Source organism: Novosphingobium naphthalenivorans NBRC 102051, from assembly GCF_001590985.1.
Classification (GTDB): Bacteria; Pseudomonadota; Alphaproteobacteria; order Sphingomonadales; family Sphingomonadaceae; genus Novosphingobium; species Novosphingobium naphthalenivorans.
In genome coordinates this window covers 26,873-46,428 of sequence record NZ_BCTX01000015.1, presented here as the reverse complement: position 1 = coordinate 46,428, position 19,556 = coordinate 26,873, and the positions used below count along the sequence as shown (strand labels likewise).

Sequence of the window (19,556 nt, the reverse complement as noted above, 5' to 3'; positions counted from 1 at the left end):
CGTAATCGACTACGTCTGTAAACATGAACGATGGATGAATGATCGAGGCAGCTTGGTGGCAGTACCAAAATCTGGTACTCTCCCAATCATGGCAGCGAAGAACACCTCAATCGCTCTGGGCGACCACTTCGCGGACTACGCCCGCCGCCAAGTCGAATCCGGCGAATACGCTTCGACCAGCGAGGTCGTGCGCGATGCGCTGCGGCTGCATGAGGAGCGCGCGGTGTTCAAATCGAAGCTGCTTGAAGCGATCGACGAAGGGCTTGCCAGCCCGATCGATGACACCTTCGACATTGACGCCTGGTTCAACGAGGAATTCGGTCCGGCGTGCGAAGACTGATCTTTCGCACCGCCGCGTCGAAGGACCTGCGCCAGATTTCCAGATACACGAAGGCGGCGTGGGGCACGGATCAGGCCCGAAAATATGCCGCCCAATTGCGCGAACGGATCAAGGCCCTGCGCGAATTCCCGCTCCGCCATCCTCAGGTTGAAGCCCGCCCCGGGCTGCACAGAATGCGCTGCGGGCAGCACATGGTGATTTATTGCGTCTCTGGCGACGCCATCGAGATCGTCCGGATTCTGCACATCGCGTCGGATTTCGATGCGTGGCTTATGTGAGGACGATCGCTTTTATCGACCGCGTGGAAAAAACTGCCCCACTTTCAATGGGACATTGTGCGACCGAATTTCGAGTGCAAATATGTACGCAGTTGCAGATCTTACGCGTTATTTACAAGCGTATAGGGCAACGTAACAGGAACGGAAAAGCTGACGCGCGACTCTCCAACCGTCCGATTTTCCGAATTTTTGGAAAGCGAGGCTTCGAGAACCTTTATGTTCAGGCCACCTTCCTTGGCACCTGACGTGCTGCTTTCGACCGTCACCGCAACATTAAAGTCAATGCTAGTCCGTTCACGTTGACCTTGCAGATCTTCCACTGACGCAGGAAGAGGATTTATAATCCCACCTAGCTGCCCCACGTCATGGGACTTTATCGCCGACGATACTCCAGACATGATCTGGCGTATAGTTTCAGCGATAAAGTCCTGAAGATCCATCAATACACGCGCGCCTTCGGCTTGATGTACTCGACATCGTCGGTCAGCGTGTATTCGTGCACCGGACGGTAGTCGAGGCGAACCTCGCCACCCTTGCCGCCCCAGCCGTTGAACCAGGCGGCGGTGTGCTTCATCCAGTTCGCGTCGTCGCGGTTGGGGAAGTCCTCGTGCGCATGGGCGCCGCGGCTTTCCTTGCGCGCGTGGGCGCCGTGCAGCGTGACGGTGGCGGCACCGATCAGGTTGTCCAGCTCCATCGTCTCGACGAGGTCGGAGTTCCAGATCAGACCGTGGTCCGAAACCTTGATGTCCTGCATCTTCTTGTAGGTTTCGGCCATGGCGACCTTGCCTTCGGCCATGACTTCGTCGGTGCGGAACACGGCAGCGTGGGCCGACATGGTCTGCTGCATCTCGGTGCGGATCTGCGCGGTCGGCGTGCTGCCGTCGGCGTGACGGAAGTGATCGAGGCGAGTCAGCGCGAGGTCGGCCGAGTCCTTCGGCAGTTCGGGCTGCTTGGCCATCGGCGTCAGCAGTTCCTTGAGGCGGTGGCCGGTCGCGCGACCGAACACGACAAGGTCGGTCAGCGAGTTGGAGCCGAGGCGGTTCGCGCCATGGACCGACACGCAGGCCGCCTCGCCCACCGCGAACAGGCCCGGAACGACCGTTTCGGGGTTGCCATCGGCACCGATGGTCATGACTTCGCCGTGGTAGTTCGTCGGAATGCCGCCCATGTTGTAGTGGACGGTCGGAACCACCGGCAGCGGCTGACGGGTGAGGTCGACGCCGGCGAAGATCTTGCCCGATTCGGTGATGCCCGGCAGGCGCTGCGCCAGCACCTTGGGATCGATGTGATCGAGGTGCAGGTAGATGTGGTCCTTGTTCGGGCCCACGCCGCGGCCTTCGCGGATTTCGAGCGCCATCGAACGCGAGACGACGTCACGCGAGGCAAGGTCCTTGGCCGAAGGAGCATAGCGTTCCATGAAACGCTCGCCCTCGGAGTTGGTGAGATAACCACCCTCGCCGCGCGCGCCCTCGGTGATGAGCACGCCCGCACCGTAGATGCCGGTGGGGTGGAACTGCACGAATTCCATGTCCTGCAGCGGCAGGCCGGCACGCAGGACCATGCCCGCGCCGTCGCCGGTGCAAGTGTGCGCGGACGTCGCGGTGAAGTAGCTGCGGCCGTAACCGCCGGTCGCCAGCACGACGGCCTGCGAACGGAAGCGGTGGATCGAGCCGTCATCGAGGCACAGCGCGATCACACCAACGCACTTGCCGCCGTCCATGATGAGGTCGATGGCGAAGTATTCGATGAAGAAGTCCGCATCGTACTTCAGCGACTGCTGGTACAGCGTGTGCAGCATGGCGTGGCCGGTACGGTCGGCCGCGGCACAAGTGCGCTGCACCGGCGGACCATCGCCCATGTTCTGCATGTGGCCGCCGAACGGACGCTGGTAGATCGTCCCGTCCTCGTTGCGGCTGAAGGGCATGCCCGCGTGCTCAAGCTCAAGGATCGCGTCGGGCGCTTCGCGCACCATGTATTCGATGGCGTCCTGGTCGCCCAGCCAGTCCGACCCCTTGACGGTGTCGTACATGTGCCAGGTCCAGTGGTCCGGCGTGTTGTTCTGCAGCGAGGCAGCGATACCGCCCTGCGCCGCGACAGTGTGCGAGCGGGTGGGGAACACCTTGGTGATGCACGCGGTCTTCAGGCCGGCTTCAGCCGAGCCCATCGTGGCGCGCAGGCCCGAACCGCCGGCGCCGACGACGACGGTGTCATAAGTGTGGTCGATGATCTTGTAAGCAGGGGCGGACATCAATGGGCTCCCAGCGCGAGGCGGACGACGCAGAAGACGCCGAAAGCGGCGCCAGCGAATGCGGCGAAGTTGAGGGCGACGAGGCAGGCGAACTTGCTGCCGTCTTCATGAACGTAGTCCTCGACCACGACCTGCATACCAAGGCGTGCGTGCCAGAAGGTCGAGACGACGAGCAGGATCATGGCGACCGCCGGGACCGGCTTCGAAAGCCATTCCGCCACAGTGGCGTAGCTGTAGTCCTGCAGCAGCACGAGCGAGACCGCCAGCCACAGCAGCAGGAAGAGGTTGCCGATGGCGGTGAAGCGCTGCACCAGCCAGTGGTGCGAGCCGCTCTTGGCCGAGCCGAGACCGCGAACGCGGCCGATGGAAGTTCCGTTACCCATTGTGCCTGTCCCTCAGCGAAGCAGCAGGAGCGCCCAGAAGGCGGCGGTGAAGACAACACCCAGGACCGGCGAGAGAATCGACCAGGTCCGGTTGGTCTTGAGCTCGAAGCCGGCGCCGACATCGAGGAAGAAGTGGCGAATGCCGCTCATCATGTGCGTGATGACGGACCAGGAGACGCCGACCATGACAATGTAGCCGACCGGGGTCGTCATCGCCCACGAGAAGGTCTCGTAGGCCTTGGGGCCGCTGGCCAGCGCACCCAGGAACCACAGCAGCATGCCAAGCCCGGCCACGGCAGCGCCGTTGCCGGTGACACGGTGCATGATCGAAACGAACATGTGCGGGCCCCAACGCCAGATCTGGAGGTGGGGCGATAGCGGTCGGTTTCTGGTGCCGGCGTTGGCCATGGCTTAACGAATCCCCTTGCCTGCGGCAGCGCAGCACGCTGCCCTCTTGGAAGTCCCCTTAGCCAAATCGCGGGCTGGTGCAAGTTCTGCAACGCAAGATCGTTTGCAGTTCTGGCTTATCTCGCAGGTGCAGCTTAAAGCACCGGCATGACTCTCCCGCTCCAGACCGCCCTGTCCGCCGCTCTACTGGCCGCCATTTCGGCCCCGATCCCGGCCGCAGCCGAGGCCGCTCCGACGCCGCACACGATGGAAGCGCTGGCCAAGGCCTGCAGCGGCCATGACGGCTGGACCGATCCGGCCCCGCCCGCGCATGTTTTCGGCAATACCTGGTATGTCGGCACATGCGGTATCTCGGCAGTGCTGATCACCGGCGAGAAAGGCCACGTGCTGATCGATGGCGGCATGGCCGAGGCTGCACCGCTCGTCCTCGCCAACATCGCCGCGCTGGGTTTCAAGGCCAGGGACGTGCGCTGGATTCTCGTCAGCCACGAACATTTCGATCACGCAGGCGCGCTCGCCGAACTGCAGCGCGCGACCGGCGCCAAAGTGGCGGCCGTGAAACCGGCGGCCGCCGTGCTGGAAACCGGCGAGCCGGCTTCGGACGATCCGCAATACGGCGATCTCAAGGGAATCGCCCCGGCCAAGGTGGACCGCATCCTGACCGACGGGGACAGCATCGTAGTGGGGGCCATCGCGGCGACGGCCCATGTGACCCCGGCCCACTCCCCGGGATCGACAAGCTGGACTTGGCAAACGTGCGACAAGGCATTCGCCTGCCGCATGATCGCCTATGCCGACAGCGCCACGGCAATATCGGCAGGCGGCTATCGCTTTACCGATCATCCCGGCCGCGTCGCGCAAGTCCGTGAGGGGCTGACGCGAATCGCCGCCCTGCCCTGCGATATCCTGCTCACGCCGCATCCTTCGGCCAGCGCGATGATGGAGCGGTTCGCCGGCAAGGCACCGCTCATCGATGCCTCGGCCTGCCGCACTTATGCGCAGGCGGCGCAGCAGCGCTTCGACGGCCGCCTTGCCAGCGAATCGAAAGACTGACCGCCATGAGCTGGAAAATGATCGCTTTCGCGCCCCGCTCCGTGATCGAGGCCGCGCTGGTCGCGCACGAGGACGCGCTGGACTGGGACCCGGACATCGTCCTGTCCGGCAGCGAAGTGGCCGAGGACCGGCCCGACGACTGGCAGTTGGAAGCCTGGCTTTCCCACAAACCCAAAGCCGCGGACAAGGCCGCGCTCGCCGCGCTGTTCGCTGGAGAAGTGCCAGCCTTCGCGGTAGAGAAGCTGCCCGATACCGACTGGCTCGTCGCCAGCCAGCAGGACCTCCAGCCGATCCGGGCCGGACGGTTCCACGTCCATACGCCCGACCATCCCGCCATCAGCGAACCGGGCCTGTTCGACTTCACCATTCCCGCCAGCCAGGCCTTCGGCACCGGCCAGCACGCGACGACCGCCGGATGCCTCGCGATGCTGACGCACATGAAGGCGCAAGGCGTGGTCGTGCGCAATTGCGCCGACATCGGCACCGGCACCGGGCTGCTGGCCTTCGCGGCGCTGTCGCTGTGGCCGCACGCACTGGCGACCGCGAGCGACATCGACGCCGTCTGCGTGGATGTGGTGGACGCCAATGCCCGGACCAACGGCGTACCCATGGGGCCGGGCGCAGGCGAGCTGGTGATGACAGTGGCGGACGGCATGGGCCATCCCCTGCTGGCCGCGCGCGGGCCTTACGACCTCATCATGGCCAATATCCTGGCCGGACCGCTGGTGTCGCTGGCGCCCGATTTCGGCGGTGCGCTGGTGCCCGGCGGGCACTTGCTGCTGGCCGGACTGCTGGAAACCCAGGAAGCCGCCGTCAGGGCCGCCTGCCGCAAGGCCGGGCTGCGACTCGCAGCGCGACTCGTCAACGGCGACTGGTCGATTCTCTGGCTGCGCAAACGCCGGCGGTAAGTCCGCTGCCCGTCAGGCCAGGTAGAGGTCCAGCCCCAGCACGGAACGGCAATGACGAGCCAGCGCATCCTGGCTCTTGTGGTTCAGCGGCCGGTCGAAGGCGAATCCGATCCGGTCCTGCACGACCCACCGCACCGTGCCGATCACCGGTTCCAAGCCTTCAAGATTGAAGCGGAAACGCTGTCCGGGCGTGATGCTTTCCTCCCTGACAACGAACTGGCAGCCCTCGGCAAAGACGTGCTTTGCCAATGCCTTGCAGGCAGAGTGCTTGTGCCCAGCCGAAATCATGTCCCTGTCCGATGATCTCCACAACACCCGAAGTGCTCATCCGGAAAAGTAATTAGGAGAGGTAAACGCCGCGTAAATGAATCTGAATCTTTTCACCTCCACTTTTCCACATATTTCTCAAATACTTACAATCAATTCTGTAATTTCGAATTAACCATCTTGAGTGATGCCGCGTTAATGAATTTCACCAAGAATCCGGCGGCAAGGGGGGTTGGTACTGACACAAGGGACCAGCCATGTTTCAATCTGATCTCGACCGGCCGGACAAGGTTATCGGTCCACTCGGCGAGGCGCTCGGAACGGAAAATCTGCCGCCGCCCAACACGTCCCGCTGGGTCGTGCGGCGCAAGGCCGAAGTCGTCGCTGCCGTCAACGGCGGACTGCTGACCATCGCCGAAGCCTGCGAACGCTACAATCTCACTTTGGAAGAACTCGCATCCTGGCAGCGCGCCGTCGATCGCGAGGGCATGGCGGGGCTGCGCGCCACGCGCGTGCAGCATTACCGCCAGGTGCACGAGCGCCAGGGCCGCTATTCCTGAGAATTCCCGAAGCGGAGAGGACGGGCGGAAATCGCAGAAGAGCGGCTGATGGCTCCCGTCAGCCAGCAGCCTTCACGATTTCCGCCCAAGCCGCCTCGTCGATCACTTCGATGCCCAGTTCCGCCGCTTTCTTGAGCTTCGATCCCGCGCCCGGTCCGGCCACGACCAGATCGGTCTTGGGCGAAACGGACCCGGCGGCCTTCGCGCCCAGACGTTCCGCCTGCGCCTTGGCCTCATCGCGGCTCATGGTTTCGAGCTTGCCGGTGAACACCACCGTCTTGCCCGCCACCGCGCTGTCCTTCGTCTCCACGACATAGGGCGGCGGCGAGACTTCGGAGAGCAGGTCGTCCCAGACCTGCTTGTTGTGATCCTCGTGGAAGAAGTCGCCCAGCGCTTCCACCACCACCGGCCCAATCCCGTCGATCGAGATCAGTTCGGCATAGGCATCGCTGGCAGCCTTGGCCTCTTCCTCGCCATGCTTCTGATGCGCGAGTTCGGCGATCTGGCGCAGCGCCGGCAAGGTCTCGAAGCGCTTCATCAGGTCGCGCGCAGTCACCGCGCCGACATGGCGGATGCCGAGGCCGAACAGCAGCCGCGCGGCATCGGGCGCGCGCTTGCTTTCCACAGCACTCAACAGATTTTCCACAGACTTGTCCTTCCAGCCTTCAAGCGCGAGGATCTCGTCCTTGCGGGCCTTGAGGCGAAAGATGTCGGCGGGGCTTTCCAGCCAGCCGTGCGCGAAGAATTCGTCGATGGTCTTCTCACCCAACCCTTCGATATCGAGCGCGGCGCGGCTGACGAAGTGCTTGAGGCGCTCGGTGCGCTGGGCCGGGCAGATCAGCCCGCCAGTGCAGCGCACATCGACTTCGCCTTCCTCCGCCACGGCTTCCGAACCGCACTCAGGGCAGTGATCGGGGAAGACATAGGCCGGGCGCTCCTCCTCGCGCGATAGGTTATCGACCACTTGCGGGATCACGTCCCCGGCCCGCTGCAAGACCACCCGGTCCCCCGGCCGCACGCCGAGGCGCGCAATCTCGTCGCGGTTGTGCAGCGTGACATTGGTGACGGTGACGCCGCCCACCAGCACCGGCTTCAAGCGCCCGACCGGCGTCAGCTTGCCGGTGCGGCCAACCTGGATATCGATCGATTCGAGCACGGTCTCGGCCTGCTCGGCGGGAAACTTGTGCGCCAGGGCCCAGCGCGGCGCCTTGGCGACGAAGCCGAGCCGCTGCTGCCAGTCGATCCGGTCAACCTTGTAAACCACACCGTCGATCTCGAAGGGCAAGTCCGGCCGCCCGTCGCGGATTGCGCGATAGGCTTCGAGCATCTCTTCCACCGAACCGCACTGGCGGAACTGCGGCGAGACCGGCAGACCCCAGCTCTCGATCCGACGGATCACTTCGTGCTGCGATTCGCCCGGCAGGCTGGACGCCGCCCCCCAGCCGTGCGCCCAGAAGCGCAGCGGGCGCTTGGCGGTCACGCTCGCATCCTTCTGGCGCAGCGATCCGGCAGCGGCATTGCGCGGATTGGCGAACTGGCGGACCTTGGCCTCGTCGAAGGCCTCGCCCTTCGCTTCCGCCTGCGCGCGCGCCTCGTCCATCAGATGGGCATTGAGCGCGTGGAACGCCGCCTTCTCCATGTAAACTTCGCCGCGCACCTCGAACACGTCCGGGATCGGCCCACCCGCCCCATCGCCGCGCAGTTCCTGCACGATGTCGGCAATATGCGCGACATTGGGTGTGACGTCCTCGCCCACCTGCCCGTCCCCGCGCGTGGCCGCGCGCACCAGCTTGCCGTTTTCATAGCGCAGCGAGCAGGACAGGCCGTCGATCTTGTCCTCGGCGGTCATCACCACCGGCTCGTCAGCGGACAGCGATAGGAAGCGCCGGATACGCGCGACGAACTCGGCCACTTCCTCATCGGAAAAGGCATTGTCGAGGCTCATCATCCGAACTTCGTGCGTCACTTTGCCCAGCGGCGAAGCGGCGACTTCGTGCCCGACCGCCTGCGACGGGCTGTCCGGCCGGATCAGGTGCGGGAACGCCGCTTCCAGCTCGGCATTGCGCCGCACCAGCGCATCGTATTCCGCGTCGGGAATCTCCGGCGCGTCCTCGGCATGGTAGAGCCGGTTATGATGCGCGATGGCCTTGGCAAGGCGCATCAGTTCATTGGCGGCTTCGGCTTCGGAGATGTTCATTGCCCCCTCCTCCAACGATCCGGCAGCGAATCCAGCCTATGCAGCAAGGACAGCAAAACGCCCTCCATGTTCGACATCACCTCAAGGTTGGTGAACCGCACAGTGCGGAAACCCAAATTCCGTTCCAAAGCACGATCACGGTGCAAATCCAGCTCACGATCATGCGTACCGCCATCGACTTCAACTATCAGCCCTTTGGCAGGACAGAAGAAATCCACGATACGCAAGCCGATACCGCCTGTCTGCGAAATTTGTAGCCCTGAAAGCGACGATCCCGCAGCGCCATCCACAGGCGTCATTCGGGTTCGGTGGGTTCCCGGCGCATGGCGGACGCGCGTTGCAACATTGTACGGCGGTCGGGGCCTCCACCACCCCCACCCCCCTCCTCTGAAGAGGAGGGGGCTCCTTGGGTCACAACGTAATTCTCCCCCTCCTCTTCAGAGGAGGGGGCCGGGGGGTGGTGAGGCCTGCTCCGGCTCACGCCCGCTCCAGCACCATCGCCATCATTTCGCCGCGAATTTCAAAGCCGAGCGACTGGTAGAGCCGGATCGCCCCTTCATTGGCAGCATAGCTGTGCAGGAACGGCGTCTCGCCGCGCGCGGTGAAGCCTGCCATGACGCGCCGGATCAGTGTGGCGGCCATGCCCTGCCCGCGATAGTCCGGCCAGGTGCACACGCCGCTGACTTCCGAAAAGCCCGGCGCCGGGCGCATACGCTCTCCCGCCATGGCCGCCAGCCTGCCGTCGCGGCGGATTCCGTAATAGGCGCCGTAGCTTTGCGTGTTCGTACTCCACGGGCCGGGCTGCGTGGCCAGCGCCAGCTCCGACATCTGCGCAACGTCACCGTCGCCCAGCAGCACCGCCGGTTCGTCATCGGCGCGCACCGGCGCCGGGCTGGCCGCGACCATCTGCACCAGCGCGGCCTTCTTGACCACACGAGTCCCAGGCGGCACCGGCCATTCCCGGTTCTCGACGAGCCAGATCTGGTCATCAGGCCCGGACAACAGGGTTGCCAAAGCCGCCTGCGCCTCCTCGCCGGTGTCGCGCGCAGCGGCGAAGGGGCCATAGCCCGGATCGATCCGCACCGCCCCGCCGCTGGCGACAGACAGAGAGGCCTGCCGTCCGCCCAGCATGTTCCACACCGGCCGGTCGAGCGGATGCGCGCTCATACCCCCTCCAGCAGGCGATCGGCCTGCGCGCGCGCTTCGTCGGTCACTTCGGCGCCTGACAGCATCCGCGCAATCTCTTCCTTGCGTTCGGCGGCATCGAGCGGCGTCACCGAAGTGCGCGTCACCGTGCCCTCGCTCGACTTGGCAATCATGTAGTGCTGCCCCCCGCGCGCCGCGACTTGCGGGCTGTGCGTCACCGCCAGCAATTGTCCGGCACTCGCCAGCCGCGCCAGCCGTTCACCGATGGCGCTGGCGACCGCGCCGCCCACGCCGCGGTCGATCTCGTCGAAAATCACCGTCGCCGCGCCGCCCTCTTCGGCCAGCGCGACCTTGAGCGCGAGGATGAAGCGCGAAAGCTCGCCGCCCGAGGCGATCTTGGCGAGCGGGGCAAAATCGGCGCCGGGATTGGTACTGATGAGAAATTCGACCGCGTCCATGCCCTGAGCGCCCCAGCGCTCCTCGGGCAGGCGCACGACCGAGGTCTGGAAACGCGCCGCATCGAGCTTGAGCGGCGCCAGTTCGCCCGCCACAGCCGCATCCAGCCGCTTTGCCGCCGCCCGGCGCAGATCGTGCAGCGCCTCGGCCTGCTGCCGGTAGGCCAGCGCGGCCTTGTTCGCCGCCTTTTCCAGCGCCGCGAGATGCTCGGTGCCACCTTCGATGGCATCGAGCGCCGCGCGCATCTCATGCATCCGGCCCGGCAGGTCATCGGCTTGGCAGCCATGCTTGCGGGCCGCCGCGCGCAGATCGAACAGGCGGGTTTCGATGCGGTCGAGTTCGGCCGGGTCGAACGCCAGCGCCTCGGCGGCGCGCTCCAGCTTGTCTTCCGCCTCGCTCGCCTCGATCACCGCGCGGTCGAGCGCAGCCAGCGCCTCGGCCAAAAGGTCGTGCTCGCCCGCGATCCGGTCGAGCCGGCGGGCTGCGCTGCGCAGATTGGCCAGCGCCGAATCGGAGCCTGTCCACAAGTGCTGCAGCGCGGAGAGATCGTCGGAAAGCTTCTCGCCCTTCTGCATCGCCGCGCGGGCCAGAGCGAGCTGCTCTTCCTCCCCCTCTTCGGGCGCCAGCGCAGTCAATTCGGCCAGATGCGCCAGCAGCAGGTCCTGATCCTCGGCCGCCTTGGCGACCTCAGCGCGCGCGGCCTCAAGCTCGCCCTGCGCGGTGCGCCAGGCTTTCCATGCCGCTTCCACACCGGCAACATCACCACCGGCAAACCGGTCGAGCAAGGCCCGGTGCCCGCGCGGGTTGACGAGGCCGCGATCGTCATGCTGCCCATGGATCTCGACCAGCGCCGGGGCGATCTCACGCAGCAGCGCCACACCCACCGGCTGATCGTTGAGGAATGCCTTCGATCCGCCATCGGCCCGGAGCTGGCGCTTGAGAATCAGCGCCTCGCCCGGCTCGATCTCCAGATCGGCCTGTTCGATCACGGAGCGCACCGCATCGGGAAGCGCCGAAAAGTCGAAGCTCGCAGTCACGCTCGCGCGATCCTCACCCCCGCGCACGAGGCCGCTGTCGGCCCGGTTGCCGAGCACGAGGCCCAACGCGTCGAGCAGGATCGACTTGCCCGCGCCCGTTTCACCGGTGAGGACGCCGAGTCCGCCGGCAAAATCGAGATCAAGCGCCTCGATCAGAACGATATTGCGAATGGAGAGACGGCTGAGCATGTTCGCGAAGCGTTCTAGCGAAGAGCAAGGCCGCCGTCACCCCGCTTCGCGCGCTTGCCCCCTGCTTCGGATGTGGGCCCTTCCGCCCGCCACAAGGGTGGCAGAACCGGTCAGATCATGTGATGGACGAACTGGACAGCCCCCAGAAGCCACACCAGCGCAATCAGGGCGCCAATCGTTTCCAGCTCCCAGGTTCTCCAGCCCGAGGCCGGCCTGGCAGAGTGCGGATGATCAAGCCTTCCTGTTTCCTTTGCCTTCATGGCATTTGTCCTTGCGACCGCACACGCCCGGAAATGCGTCTTCCGGACGCGGACATTCCTGTCCCGTCATTGTGCCGGTCTACAGAAAATTCGTGCGAAAATCGTAAACCGGCATCTAGGGCACCGGTTTTCCGCGCGCGCCTTTTCGGGCGCGCGCCGATTCTCGGATCAGGCCGCGACGTCTTCGGGCGCGTACTTCTTCATGAGCTTGTAGGAGCGGGCATACCACTTGCTGCCCGGATAGTTCCTCTCCAGCACCGCCGCCGCTTTCTGCGCTTCTTCGGGAATGCCCAGCGAGAGATAGCTTTCAACCAGACGGAACAGCGCCTCGGGCGTGTGGCTGGTGGTCTGGAAATTATCGACCACGTTGCGGAAGCGCAGCGTGGCGGCCAGCCACTTGCCGCTATCCTCGTAGGAGCGGCCAATGGTCATTTCCTTGCCGGCCAGGTGGTCGTTCACGAGGTCCAGCTTCAGCTTGGCGTCCGACGCATAGCTGGTGGTGGGATAACGGCGGATGATGTCGGTCAGCGCCTGCTTGGCCTGCTCGGTCGTCTTCTGGTCGCGCGTGACGTCGCTGATCTGCTCGTAATAGCACATCGCGACGAGGTAATAGGCGTAAGGCGCATCCTTGTTGCCCGGATGGATCGACAGGAAGCGCTGCGCGGACTGGATCGCCTTGTTGTAATCGCGCGCGGCGTAATAGCTGAAAGCGCTCATCAGCTGGGCGCGGCGGGCCCAGGGCGAATAGGGATGCTGGCGCTCGACTTCGTCGAACAGCGCCGCGGCCTGCTTGGTCCGCCCCTCGTTCAGCCGGTCCTTCGCCGCCGCGTAAAGCGTATCGACGTCGCGGGCGACGTAAGCGGTATCCTTGTTCTTGCCCCCACGTCCGGCACAGCCGGCGGTAAGAACGAGTGCCCCGGTAGCGGCGGCAAGCAGGGCGGTCTTCATTCGCGAACGTTCGAGCATGGCGAGGGTCTATAGCCAGCACGATGCTGAACGCCAAGTGAAGTTGCGTTCCCTCGCAGTGGGTATCTGCAATGCGTGCCTTTCCGCCCCGCGACCGGGCCGCGCCTAAGGTTAGCTCCTAAGGTTAGCCCCTAAGGTTAGCCATTGTCTGGACGTCTCCTCGTGTCATAGTGGTCCGACATGGCCGGCAGCAGCGATCTCTATTCCCCCGTCCTCTCCGACGCCCTGGTGATTCTGGGCGCGGCGGGAATCGTCATTCCGGTGTTCAACCGGTATCGGATCACCCCCGTGATCGGGTTCATCCTGGTGGGGCTGCTGGTGGGACCATTTGGTCTGGGCCGGCACGTCTTCGACCACCCGTGGCTGTCCTACATAACGATCACCGATCCGGACGGCCTCGCCGTCTTTGCCGAATTCGGCATTATCCTGCTGCTGTTCTCGATCGGGCTAGAACTCTCCTTCGCACGCCTGTGGCAGATGCGGCGCATGGTCTTCGGGCTCGGTTCGCTGGAGCTGATCGTGATCGGCGCCTCGCTGACCTTCATCCTCGCCGCGATCGGCCAGGCCTTTGCCGGCGCGCTGGCACTGGGCCTGGCTCTGGCCCTCTCCTCGACCGCGCTGGTGCTCAAGATCACCAATACCGCCACGCCCGTGGGCCGCGCCGCGCTCGCCATGCTGCTGTTCGAGGATATCGCGCTGGTGCCGATCATCTTCCTGCTCGGCGCGCTTGCGCCCCATGCCGACAGCGACAGCATGGGCAACCTGCTGCACACCCTGCTGTGGGGCAGCGTGACGGTGATCGCCCTGCTGGTCCTCGGCCGCTATCTGCTGCCCCCGCTCTTTGCGCAGGCGGCGCGCACCAAGAGCCCTGAACTGTTCCTCGCCGCCAGCCTGCTGGTGGTCATCCTCGCCGCGCTGGCAACGGCGGCGACCGGGCTTTCGCCGATCGTCGGCGCGCTGGTCGCGGGGCTGCTTATTGCCGAGACCGAATACCATTCGGAAGTCGAGCAGATCACCGAGCCGTTCAAGGGCCTGGCCCTGGGCGTATTCCTGATTACCATCGGCATGAGCATCGATATCGAGGTCGTCTGGGAAAACTTCGGCTCGATCGTGGTCGCCACGGTCGGCGTGATTCTGCTCAAGGCGATCGTCACCGGCGTGTTGCTGCGGTTGATGGGCGCCCGGCGCGGCACCGCGACCGAAACCGGCATTCTGATGTCGAGCCCATCCGAGACGACCCTGATCGTGCTCAGTGCCGCCGCCTCGGCGCAGCTGATCCAGCCGGGAACTGCCCAGTTCTGGCAGATCGTGACGGCGATCGGACTCACTGTCACGCCGCTGCTGTCGCTGGCGGGCAAGATCATGGCGCGCCGGGTCGACAGCGTGGAGGCCCCGCACCAGCCCGCCGAGGATGACGGGAAACCGCGCACCATCATTGTCGGCTTCGGCCGCGTCGGCCGGCTCGTCGCCGACATGCTGACCCGGCACGGCCGCCCTTACGCCGCGATCGACAGCGACACCGATTTCGTCACCCAAGGACGCCGGCAGGGCTATGCCGTCACGTTCGGCAACGCCGGGCGCGGGGATGCCATGATGCGCATGGGCGCGGCCCATGCCGCCGCGGTGATCCTGACCATGGACGAACCCGTCACGGCCCAGCGCATCGTGCGCAAGCTGCGCGCCCAGTTCCCGGACCTGCCGATCATAGCCCGCGCCCGCGATGCCAGCGACGCTGCCCAGCTCTATCGCGCCGGGGCCACCCATGCCGTGCCCGAAACGCTGGAAAGCTCGCTCCAGCTATCCGAAGCGGTGCTGGTGGAAACCGGCGTCGCGATGGGCCCGGTGATCGCCTCGATCCACGAAAAGCGCGACGAATTGCGCGAAATGATCATGCAGGAAGGCGGGCTGGCCGAACGGCCGAAGCTGAAAAGTGCAGGTCTGGGGGACTGACCTCCCAGATGGCCAGCGAGCGGTCAGCGGGCGGCCCGCTTGAGCGTAATCGCCAGTCCGGCATCGCCCGTCAGCCGCAGGGTCTGCCCGGCTGCCAGTTCAAACTGCTGATCGAGCACGACCTGGCGTGTTCCGTTCCCCTCACATGCCGCAAGCGGCCGCGCCCATTCCAGACGAACGCGGAAACGGTTCTCGTCATTGCGCGCGAAAGCGCGGTTCAGGGAGACGCTCAGCCGGTTTTCGGCCGTGACGTCATACCGCGGGTCGCCGCCCGTCCGGCCGCCGCAAGCCTGCGGCGCTTCCCGAAGCGACTGCGTATAGGATGCACCGGTACGGGCGACGGACATCCGGCCGCCCCACAAGGGGCGCCCTGCCGCCGTTACCGCGACATCGAACTCCGCCACCGGCAGCTCGTCAGATGACATTCGCGGCGGCATCTGCGAAGCTTGGATGACAACCGGCGGTGGCGGTGGTGGTGATGCAGGCGCAACAGCCGGAGCCGTCACCGCCGTGGCCATGACCGCAATCGCCAGAAAATCCATCATCGCCCGCTATCCTCCGCCATCGCCGGCACACCCCGGCGGCGCCATCACGCTAACTGCACCGCACCGGCCTGTCATGTTAAAGCCGTGTTATATCAAGGTCTCACATGCGGAGAGATCATCAGAGGCTGCGCGGCTCGAACACCGACCAGCCGGTCCGCTGCACCAGCCGCTCCAGCGCCAATTGCCCCAGATGCGAATTGCCGCTGGCGTTGAGGCCGGGCGACCACACCGCGATGCTGGCGATCCCCGGCGCCACCGCAAGAATGCCGCCGCCCACGCCCGACTTGCCCGGCAGACCGGTGCGATAGGCGAAATCGCCCGAATTGTCGTAGTGCCCGCAGCTCATCATCAGGGCATTGATGCGCCGCGCGCGGCGGGGCGAGATGACCGAATGTCCGTCCGAACGCCCGCCATCCATCAGATAGCGCCCCGCCATCGCCAGTTGGCGGCAGCTCATCGCCAGCGCGCAGAAGTGGAAATAAGTGCCCAGCACCAGCTCCACCGGCGCATGGACATTGCCGAAAGCGCGCATGTAGTTGGCAAGCGCCCGGTTGCGAAAGCCGGTGTCCTGCTCGGCGCGGGCCACCGTCTCGTCGATGGCAATACCGTCATCGCCCGCCACCGTGCGTACGAAGCGCAGCATCTGCCCGATCGCCTCGCGCGGTTGCAGGCGCCCGAGCAGCACGTCGCACACGACGATCGCCCCGGCATTGATGAAGGGATTGCGCGGAATGCCGTGCTCGGTCTCAAGCTGGACGATCGAATTGAACGCCGATCCCGAGGGCTCGCGCCCGACCCGCTGCCAGAGCTGATCCCCGACCGCCCCGAGCGCCAGCGTCAGCGCAAAGACCTTGGAGATCGACTGGATCGAAAACGGCTCCTCGGCATCGCCCGCCGTGTGGACAGTGCCATCGTGCAGCACGACGGCGAGGCCGAACCGGGTATCGGGCACGGCAGCCAGCGGCGGGATATAGTCCGCCACTTTGCCGCGATGCTCCTGGGCGCGCATCTCTTCGGCGATTTCGGCGACAATGGTCGCGATGTCAGTCATGCAGGGCTGTCTCGCCGGTTCGGATACCTATACGCCTAGGCACGGCTCCCATCCCGATAGAACGCCCTTCCGCCCTCCACCGATATGAGCATTTCCGGCCCGTCAAACGGTTCATCCAGCTCTCCGTCTTCAATGCGTAGCGAATTTGGATCAGTAGACTGCTCCCAGCGGGAAATCAGCTGAAGCGCACGCTCTTCATTGCAGGCAGCAACGTAGTACGATGCGCAGTACTGCATCCCCCGCCATTCGCTTTCCGGCAACGTCCTGCCTTCTACCAACAGGCGGCCGGCTCGGCCAGCCACACGACCGTCGCGGGAACTGAGCAGACGAAGCGTCGCCAACGCGCCGGGGTTCACTCGGGCCATCAGAATTGCCCAGTCGACCCCGCGATTGGCCAGATCACTCCAACCGAGCCTGGCAAGGCACCAAGTCACCCATCCAAGGGCCTGACCAGCTTTCGTCCTCAAGAACGATGAGCGGAAGGCATAGCCCCACGGCTCAGAACCGGGTGCGTCAGGCGACGCGGGCTTCACCCCGCCAGCACAGCCTTCACCGCCGCGATGGCATCGGCTGCCTTGTCGCCGTCCGGACCGCCGCCCTGCGCCATGTCGGGACGGCCACCGCCACCCTTGCCGCCGAGCGCGGCCACGCCCGCGCGGACCAGATCGACGGCGCTCGCCTTGTCCTTGAGATCGTCGGTCACGGCCACGGCAATCGAGGCCTTGCCCTCGTTCACCGCGACGATCGCCGCCACGCCCGAACCCATGCGCTGCTTGGCCTGATCGAGCAGGCCGCGCAGTTCCTTGGGATCGAGGCCTTCGAGCACCTGGCCCGAGAACGTCACGCCATTGACAGTCTCATCCGCCGGACCGGACGCGGCACCGCCGCCGCCCAGCGCCAGCGCCTTCTTGGCTTCGGCCAGTTCGCGTTCGAGCTTCTTGCGCTCGTCGAGCAGCGCGGCGATGCGGTTCTCGACGTCTTCGGGATTGGTGCGCAGCAGGCCCGCCGCGTTCTTGAGCGCGTCCTCACGGCCCACCAGCCACTGGCGCGCGCCTTCGCCGGTCAATGCCTCGATGCGGCGCACGCCGGAGCTGACGGCGCTTTCCGAAACGATGCGGAACACGCCGATATCGCCGGTGGCACGCACGTGGGTGCCGCCGCACAGTTCGACCGAATAGGCATGATCGCCCGTGTTGCGGCCCATCGAGAGCACGCGCACTTCATCGCCGTACTTCTCGCCGAACAGCGCCATGGCGCCTGCCGCAATGGCATCCTCGGGCGTCATCAGGCGGGTGAGCACCGGCTCGTTGGCGCGTACTTCGGCGTTCACTTCGGCTTCGATCGCAGCGATATCCTCGGCCGAAAGCGCCGTGGGCTGCGAGAAGTCGAAGCGCAGGCGGTCGGCGGAAACCATCGAGCCCTTCTGGGTGACGTGATCGCCCAACCGGCCCCGCAGCGCCGCGTGCAGCAAGTGCGTGGCCGAGTGGTTGGCGCGGATCGCATCGCGGCGCGCCACGTCCACTGCAAGGTTGACCACGTCGCCCACCTTGATCGTGCCCGCTTCCACCGTGCCGCTCATCGCGTGCAGGCGGCCGAGCGGCTTGGCGGTATCCGCAATCGCGATCTTCAGATCCTTGCCCGTGATCGTGCCGGCATCGCCGACCTGGCCGCCCGATTCGCCGTAGAACGGGGTCTGGTTGGTGAGCACCGTCACCGCATCGCCAGCCTTGGCGCTCCCGACTTCCTTGCCATCGACGACCAGAGCCACAACGCGGCCTTCGCCGGAGGTCGAGGTGTAGCCGGTGAACTCGCTGGCGCCTTCGCGCTCGGCGATGTCGAACCAGACTTCGCTGTCCGCCGCCTGCCCCGAGCCCTTCCACGCGGCGCGCGCAGCGGCCTTCTGCTGGGCCATGGCGGCATCGAACCCGTCCTTGTCGACCGAGATGCCGCGCGGGCGCAGGGCATCCTCGGTGAGGTCGTAGGGGAAGCCATACGTATCGTAGAGCTTGAACGCGGTCTCGCCGGGAAGCTGGGCGCCCTCGCCCATCTCGGCCGTCGCTTCATCGAGCAGCTTGAGGCCGTTCGAGAGCGTGCGACGGAACTGCACTTCCTCGCGCTCCAGCGTTTCCTCGATCAGCGGCTGCGCGCGGCCGAGCTCGGGATAGGCCTGGCCCATTTCGGCGACCAGCGCGGGCACGAGGCGGTGCATCAGCGGGTCCTTGGCGCCGAGCAGATGCGCATGGCGCATGGCGCGGCGCATGATGCGGCGCAGGACATAGCCGCGCCCTTCATTCGAGGGCAGCACGCCGTCGGCGAGCAGGAAGCTGGTCGAGCGCAAGTGGTCGGCAATGACGCGGTGGCTGGCCTGCGTGGCGCCCTCGGCCTTGACGCCGGTGAGGCTTTCCGAGGCGGCGATCAGCGCCTTGAAGGTGTCGATATCGTAGTTGTCATGCACGCCCTGCATGACCGCCGAGATGCGCTCCAGCCCCATGCCGGTATCGATCGAGGGCTTGGGCAGGTTACCGACGATCTCGCCGGCGGCCTGCTCGAACTGCATGAACACGAGGTTCCAGATCTCGATGAAGCGGTCGCCATCTTCCTCGGGCGATCCCGGAGGGCCGCCCCAGATGTGGTCGCCGTGATCGTAGAAGATTTCCGAACACGGGCCGCACGGGCCGTCATCGCCCATGGCCCAGAAATTGTCCTTGGTGGGGATGCGGATGATCTTCTGGTCGGGAAGCCCGGCGATCTTCTTCCACAGATCGAAGGCTTCATCGTCGGTGTGATAGACGGTGACGAGCAGCTTTTCGACCGGGAGCGCCCATTCCTTCGTCAGCAGGGTCCAGGCGTGGGTGATCGCCTGTTCCTTGAAGTAATCGCCGAAGGAGAAATTCCCCAGCATCTCGAAGAAGGTGTGATGGCGTGCGGTATAGCCGACGTTGTCGAGATCGTTGTGCTTGCCGCCCGCGCGCACGCACTTCTGCGAGGAGGTGGCGCGCGGCGTGGCGCGGGTTTCCAGCCCCGTAAAGACGTTCTTGAACGGGACCATGCCCGCGTTCACGAACATCAGCGTCGGATCATTATAGGGCACGAGCGGCGCTGACTGCACCACTTCATGGCCCTGTGAGCCGAAGTAATCGAGGAAGGACCGGCGGATCTCGTTCGTCGTCTGCATGTTGGCGCCGATAAGCCACGCGCGCGAGGTCGGCAAGCCGCTTGGTGCAGTCAGCGTGTTCGGGAATTGCGATGGATGGTATCCGGCCACAAAAGAGCCGCGGGTTTGCACGCAACGGCCCGCCTGCCACGAGGGGGAG

The 19,556-nt window shown here is 65.3% G+C and carries 21 protein-coding genes; 6 read left to right on the top strand and 15 right to left on the bottom strand.

Annotated elements, in window-relative coordinates; genetic code table 11:
* The first annotated feature begins 88 nt into the window (after nt 1-88).
* Together NN5_RS07065 and NN5_RS07060 are read left to right on the top strand one after the other, a co-directional pair.
* Nucleotides 89-340 carry a type II toxin-antitoxin system ParD family antitoxin gene (locus tag NN5_RS07065; RefSeq protein WP_067733363.1) on the top strand — a complete coding sequence of 84 codons (252 nt, stop codon included), beginning with the start codon at nt 89-91 and terminating at the stop codon, nt 338-340.
* Nucleotides 328-618, top strand: a complete 291-nt coding sequence (locus NN5_RS07060; RefSeq protein WP_067733361.1) for a type II toxin-antitoxin system RelE/ParE family toxin — start codon at nt 328-330, stop codon at nt 616-618. The genes NN5_RS07065 and NN5_RS07060 overlap by 13 nt, the downstream gene beginning before the upstream one ends.
* A 101-nt stretch (nt 619-719) precedes the next feature.
* Here the strand turns inward: NN5_RS07060 and NN5_RS25690 are convergent, their stop codons facing one another.
* Genes NN5_RS25690 through sdhC form a run of 4 tightly spaced genes read right to left on the bottom strand, consistent with a single transcriptional unit; the run spans nt 720 to nt 3,657 of the window.
* Nucleotides 720-1,058: a hypothetical protein gene (locus NN5_RS25690; protein ID WP_157081047.1), complete on the bottom strand. Its 339-nt coding sequence runs from the start codon at nt 1,056-1,058 to the stop codon at nt 720-722.
* The gene (gene sdhA, locus NN5_RS07055; RefSeq protein ID WP_067733356.1) at nt 1,058-2,866 is read right to left on the bottom strand and encodes a succinate dehydrogenase flavoprotein subunit; all 1,809 of its coding nucleotides are present in this window, start codon (nt 2,864-2,866) and stop codon (nt 1,058-1,060) included. Before sdhA ends, NN5_RS25690 begins: the two co-directional genes overlap by 1 nt.
* Entirely contained in the window at nt 2,866-3,249 is a 384-nt protein-coding gene (sdhD, locus tag NN5_RS07050; RefSeq protein WP_067733354.1) for a succinate dehydrogenase, hydrophobic membrane anchor protein, read from the bottom strand. Before sdhD ends, sdhA begins: the two co-directional genes overlap by 1 nt.
* A gap of 12 nt (nt 3,250-3,261) precedes the next feature.
* A complete protein-coding gene (sdhC, locus tag NN5_RS07045; RefSeq protein WP_067733349.1) occupies nt 3,262-3,657 on the bottom strand; it encodes a succinate dehydrogenase, cytochrome b556 subunit in 396 nt (131 codons plus the stop codon).
* Between the two features lie 147 nt (nt 3,658-3,804).
* Between sdhC and bla the strand changes: the two genes are divergently transcribed.
* Together bla and NN5_RS07035 are read left to right on the top strand one after the other, a co-directional pair.
* Nucleotides 3,805-4,710, top strand: coding sequence for a subclass B3 metallo-beta-lactamase (gene bla, locus NN5_RS07040; protein ID WP_067733347.1), 906 nt, complete (start codon nt 3,805-3,807; stop codon nt 4,708-4,710).
* A gap of 5 nt (nt 4,711-4,715) precedes the next feature.
* On the top strand, nt 4,716-5,618 hold the full coding sequence (locus NN5_RS07035) for a 50S ribosomal protein L11 methyltransferase (RefSeq protein WP_067733346.1): 903 nt from the start codon (nt 4,716-4,718) through the stop codon (nt 5,616-5,618).
* 12 nt (nt 5,619-5,630) lie between these two features.
* Here NN5_RS07035 and NN5_RS07030 read toward each other — a convergent pair whose 3' ends face one another.
* Complete coding sequence (locus NN5_RS07030; protein WP_067733345.1) at nt 5,631-5,906, bottom strand: PilZ domain-containing protein; 276 nt, start codon at nt 5,904-5,906, stop codon at nt 5,631-5,633.
* Between the two features lie 236 nt (nt 5,907-6,142).
* Here NN5_RS07030 and sciP point away from each other — a divergent pair, with 236 nt between their 5' ends.
* Nucleotides 6,143-6,445 (top strand): CtrA inhibitor SciP, encoded by a 303-nt coding sequence (gene sciP / locus NN5_RS07025; protein WP_067733343.1) that lies wholly within the window; start codon nt 6,143-6,145, stop codon nt 6,443-6,445.
* 58 nt (nt 6,446-6,503) lie between these two features.
* Here sciP and ligA read toward each other — a convergent pair whose 3' ends face one another.
* The 6 genes from ligA to NN5_RS07000 all read right to left on the bottom strand — a co-directional run bounded on the left by ligA (nt 6,504) and on the right by NN5_RS07000 (nt 12,696).
* Complete coding sequence (ligA, locus tag NN5_RS07020; protein WP_067733341.1) at nt 6,504-8,642, bottom strand: NAD-dependent DNA ligase LigA; 2,139 nt, start codon at nt 8,640-8,642, stop codon at nt 6,504-6,506.
* On the bottom strand, nt 8,639-8,941 hold the full coding sequence (locus NN5_RS25000) for an endonuclease domain-containing protein (RefSeq protein ID WP_245656301.1): 303 nt from the start codon (nt 8,939-8,941) through the stop codon (nt 8,639-8,641). Before NN5_RS25000 ends, ligA begins: the two co-directional genes overlap by 4 nt.
* Before the next feature lie 178 nt (nt 8,942-9,119).
* Nucleotides 9,120-9,809: a GNAT family N-acetyltransferase gene (locus NN5_RS07010; protein ID WP_067733337.1), complete on the bottom strand. Its 690-nt coding sequence runs from the start codon at nt 9,807-9,809 to the stop codon at nt 9,120-9,122.
* Nucleotides 9,806-11,470 carry a DNA repair protein RecN gene (gene recN, locus NN5_RS07005; RefSeq protein WP_067733335.1) on the bottom strand — a complete coding sequence of 555 codons (1,665 nt, stop codon included), beginning with the start codon at nt 11,468-11,470 and terminating at the stop codon, nt 9,806-9,808. Before recN ends, NN5_RS07010 begins: the two co-directional genes overlap by 4 nt.
* 110 nt (nt 11,471-11,580) lie before the next feature.
* On the bottom strand, nt 11,581-11,730 hold the full coding sequence (locus NN5_RS25685; RefSeq protein WP_157081046.1) for a hypothetical protein: 150 nt from the start codon (nt 11,728-11,730) through the stop codon (nt 11,581-11,583).
* 168 nt (nt 11,731-11,898) lie between these two features.
* Nucleotides 11,899-12,696 carry an outer membrane protein assembly factor BamD gene (locus tag NN5_RS07000; RefSeq protein ID WP_067733334.1) on the bottom strand — a complete coding sequence of 266 codons (798 nt, stop codon included), beginning with the start codon at nt 12,694-12,696 and terminating at the stop codon, nt 11,899-11,901.
* A gap of 180 nt (nt 12,697-12,876) precedes the next feature.
* Between NN5_RS07000 and NN5_RS06995 the strand changes: the two genes are divergently transcribed.
* Nucleotides 12,877-14,646 carry a cation:proton antiporter domain-containing protein gene (locus NN5_RS06995; protein WP_067733332.1) on the top strand — a complete coding sequence of 590 codons (1,770 nt, stop codon included), beginning with the start codon at nt 12,877-12,879 and terminating at the stop codon, nt 14,644-14,646.
* 23 nt (nt 14,647-14,669) lie between these two features.
* On the opposite strand, the gene NN5_RS06990 is transcribed toward NN5_RS06995, so the two are convergent.
* The 4 genes from NN5_RS06990 to alaS form a co-directional block, all read right to left on the bottom strand.
* Complete coding sequence (locus NN5_RS06990) at nt 14,670-15,191, bottom strand: hypothetical protein (protein ID WP_067733331.1); 522 nt, start codon at nt 15,189-15,191, stop codon at nt 14,670-14,672.
* Nucleotides 15,192-15,309: 118 nt separating this feature from the next.
* Nucleotides 15,310-16,242, bottom strand: coding sequence for a glutaminase (locus NN5_RS06985; protein ID WP_067733330.1), 933 nt, complete (start codon nt 16,240-16,242; stop codon nt 15,310-15,312).
* A 35-nt stretch (nt 16,243-16,277) separates the two neighbouring features.
* Nucleotides 16,278-16,583 (bottom strand): hypothetical protein, encoded by a 306-nt coding sequence (locus NN5_RS06980; RefSeq protein WP_169800962.1) that lies wholly within the window; start codon nt 16,581-16,583, stop codon nt 16,278-16,280.
* Nucleotides 16,584-16,771: 188 nt separating this feature from the next.
* Entirely contained in the window at nt 16,772-19,417 is a 2,646-nt protein-coding gene (alaS, locus tag NN5_RS06975) for an alanine--tRNA ligase (RefSeq protein WP_067733411.1), read from the bottom strand.
* Nucleotides 19,418-19,556: the final 139 nt, after the last annotated feature.

What these genes read in the sequence shown, in the direction of transcription:
- sdhA (WP_067733356.1), bottom strand. Translation starts at nt 2,866, where the DNA reads ATGTCCGCCCCTGCTTACAAGATCATCGACCACACTTATGACACCGTC.
- NN5_RS06985 (WP_067733330.1), bottom strand. Translation starts at nt 16,242, where the DNA reads ATGACTGACATCGCGACCATTGTCGCCGAAATCGCCGAAGAGATGCGC.
- NN5_RS07035 (WP_067733346.1), top strand. Translation starts at nt 4,716, where the DNA reads ATGAGCTGGAAAATGATCGCTTTCGCGCCCCGCTCCGTGATCGAGGCC.
- sdhC (WP_067733349.1), bottom strand. Translation starts at nt 3,657, where the DNA reads ATGGCCAACGCCGGCACCAGAAACCGACCGCTATCGCCCCACCTCCAG.
- NN5_RS07000 (WP_067733334.1), bottom strand. Translation starts at nt 12,696, where the DNA reads ATGCTCGAACGTTCGCGAATGAAGACCGCCCTGCTTGCCGCCGCTACC.
- alaS (WP_067733411.1), bottom strand. Translation starts at nt 19,417, where the DNA reads ATGCAGACGACGAACGAGATCCGCCGGTCCTTCCTCGATTACTTCGGC.
- sciP (WP_067733343.1), top strand. Translation starts at nt 6,143, where the DNA reads ATGTTTCAATCTGATCTCGACCGGCCGGACAAGGTTATCGGTCCACTC.
- NN5_RS07030 (WP_067733345.1), bottom strand. Translation starts at nt 5,906, where the DNA reads ATGATTTCGGCTGGGCACAAGCACTCTGCCTGCAAGGCATTGGCAAAG.
- NN5_RS07010 (WP_067733337.1), bottom strand. Translation starts at nt 9,809, where the DNA reads ATGAGCGCGCATCCGCTCGACCGGCCGGTGTGGAACATGCTGGGCGGA.
- recN (WP_067733335.1), bottom strand. Translation starts at nt 11,470, where the DNA reads ATGCTCAGCCGTCTCTCCATTCGCAATATCGTTCTGATCGAGGCGCTT.
- NN5_RS07065 (WP_067733363.1), top strand. Translation starts at nt 89, where the DNA reads ATGGCAGCGAAGAACACCTCAATCGCTCTGGGCGACCACTTCGCGGAC.
- NN5_RS25000 (WP_245656301.1), bottom strand. Translation starts at nt 8,941, where the DNA reads ATGACGCCTGTGGATGGCGCTGCGGGATCGTCGCTTTCAGGGCTACAA.
- sdhD (WP_067733354.1), bottom strand. Translation starts at nt 3,249, where the DNA reads ATGGGTAACGGAACTTCCATCGGCCGCGTTCGCGGTCTCGGCTCGGCC.
- NN5_RS06990 (WP_067733331.1), bottom strand. Translation starts at nt 15,191, where the DNA reads ATGATGGATTTTCTGGCGATTGCGGTCATGGCCACGGCGGTGACGGCT.
- NN5_RS25690 (WP_157081047.1), bottom strand. Translation starts at nt 1,058, where the DNA reads ATGGATCTTCAGGACTTTATCGCTGAAACTATACGCCAGATCATGTCT.
- NN5_RS25685 (WP_157081046.1), bottom strand. Translation starts at nt 11,730, where the DNA reads ATGAAGGCAAAGGAAACAGGAAGGCTTGATCATCCGCACTCTGCCAGG.
- bla (WP_067733347.1), top strand. Translation starts at nt 3,805, where the DNA reads ATGACTCTCCCGCTCCAGACCGCCCTGTCCGCCGCTCTACTGGCCGCC.
- ligA (WP_067733341.1), bottom strand. Translation starts at nt 8,642, where the DNA reads ATGAACATCTCCGAAGCCGAAGCCGCCAATGAACTGATGCGCCTTGCC.
- NN5_RS06995 (WP_067733332.1), top strand. Translation starts at nt 12,877, where the DNA reads ATGGCCGGCAGCAGCGATCTCTATTCCCCCGTCCTCTCCGACGCCCTG.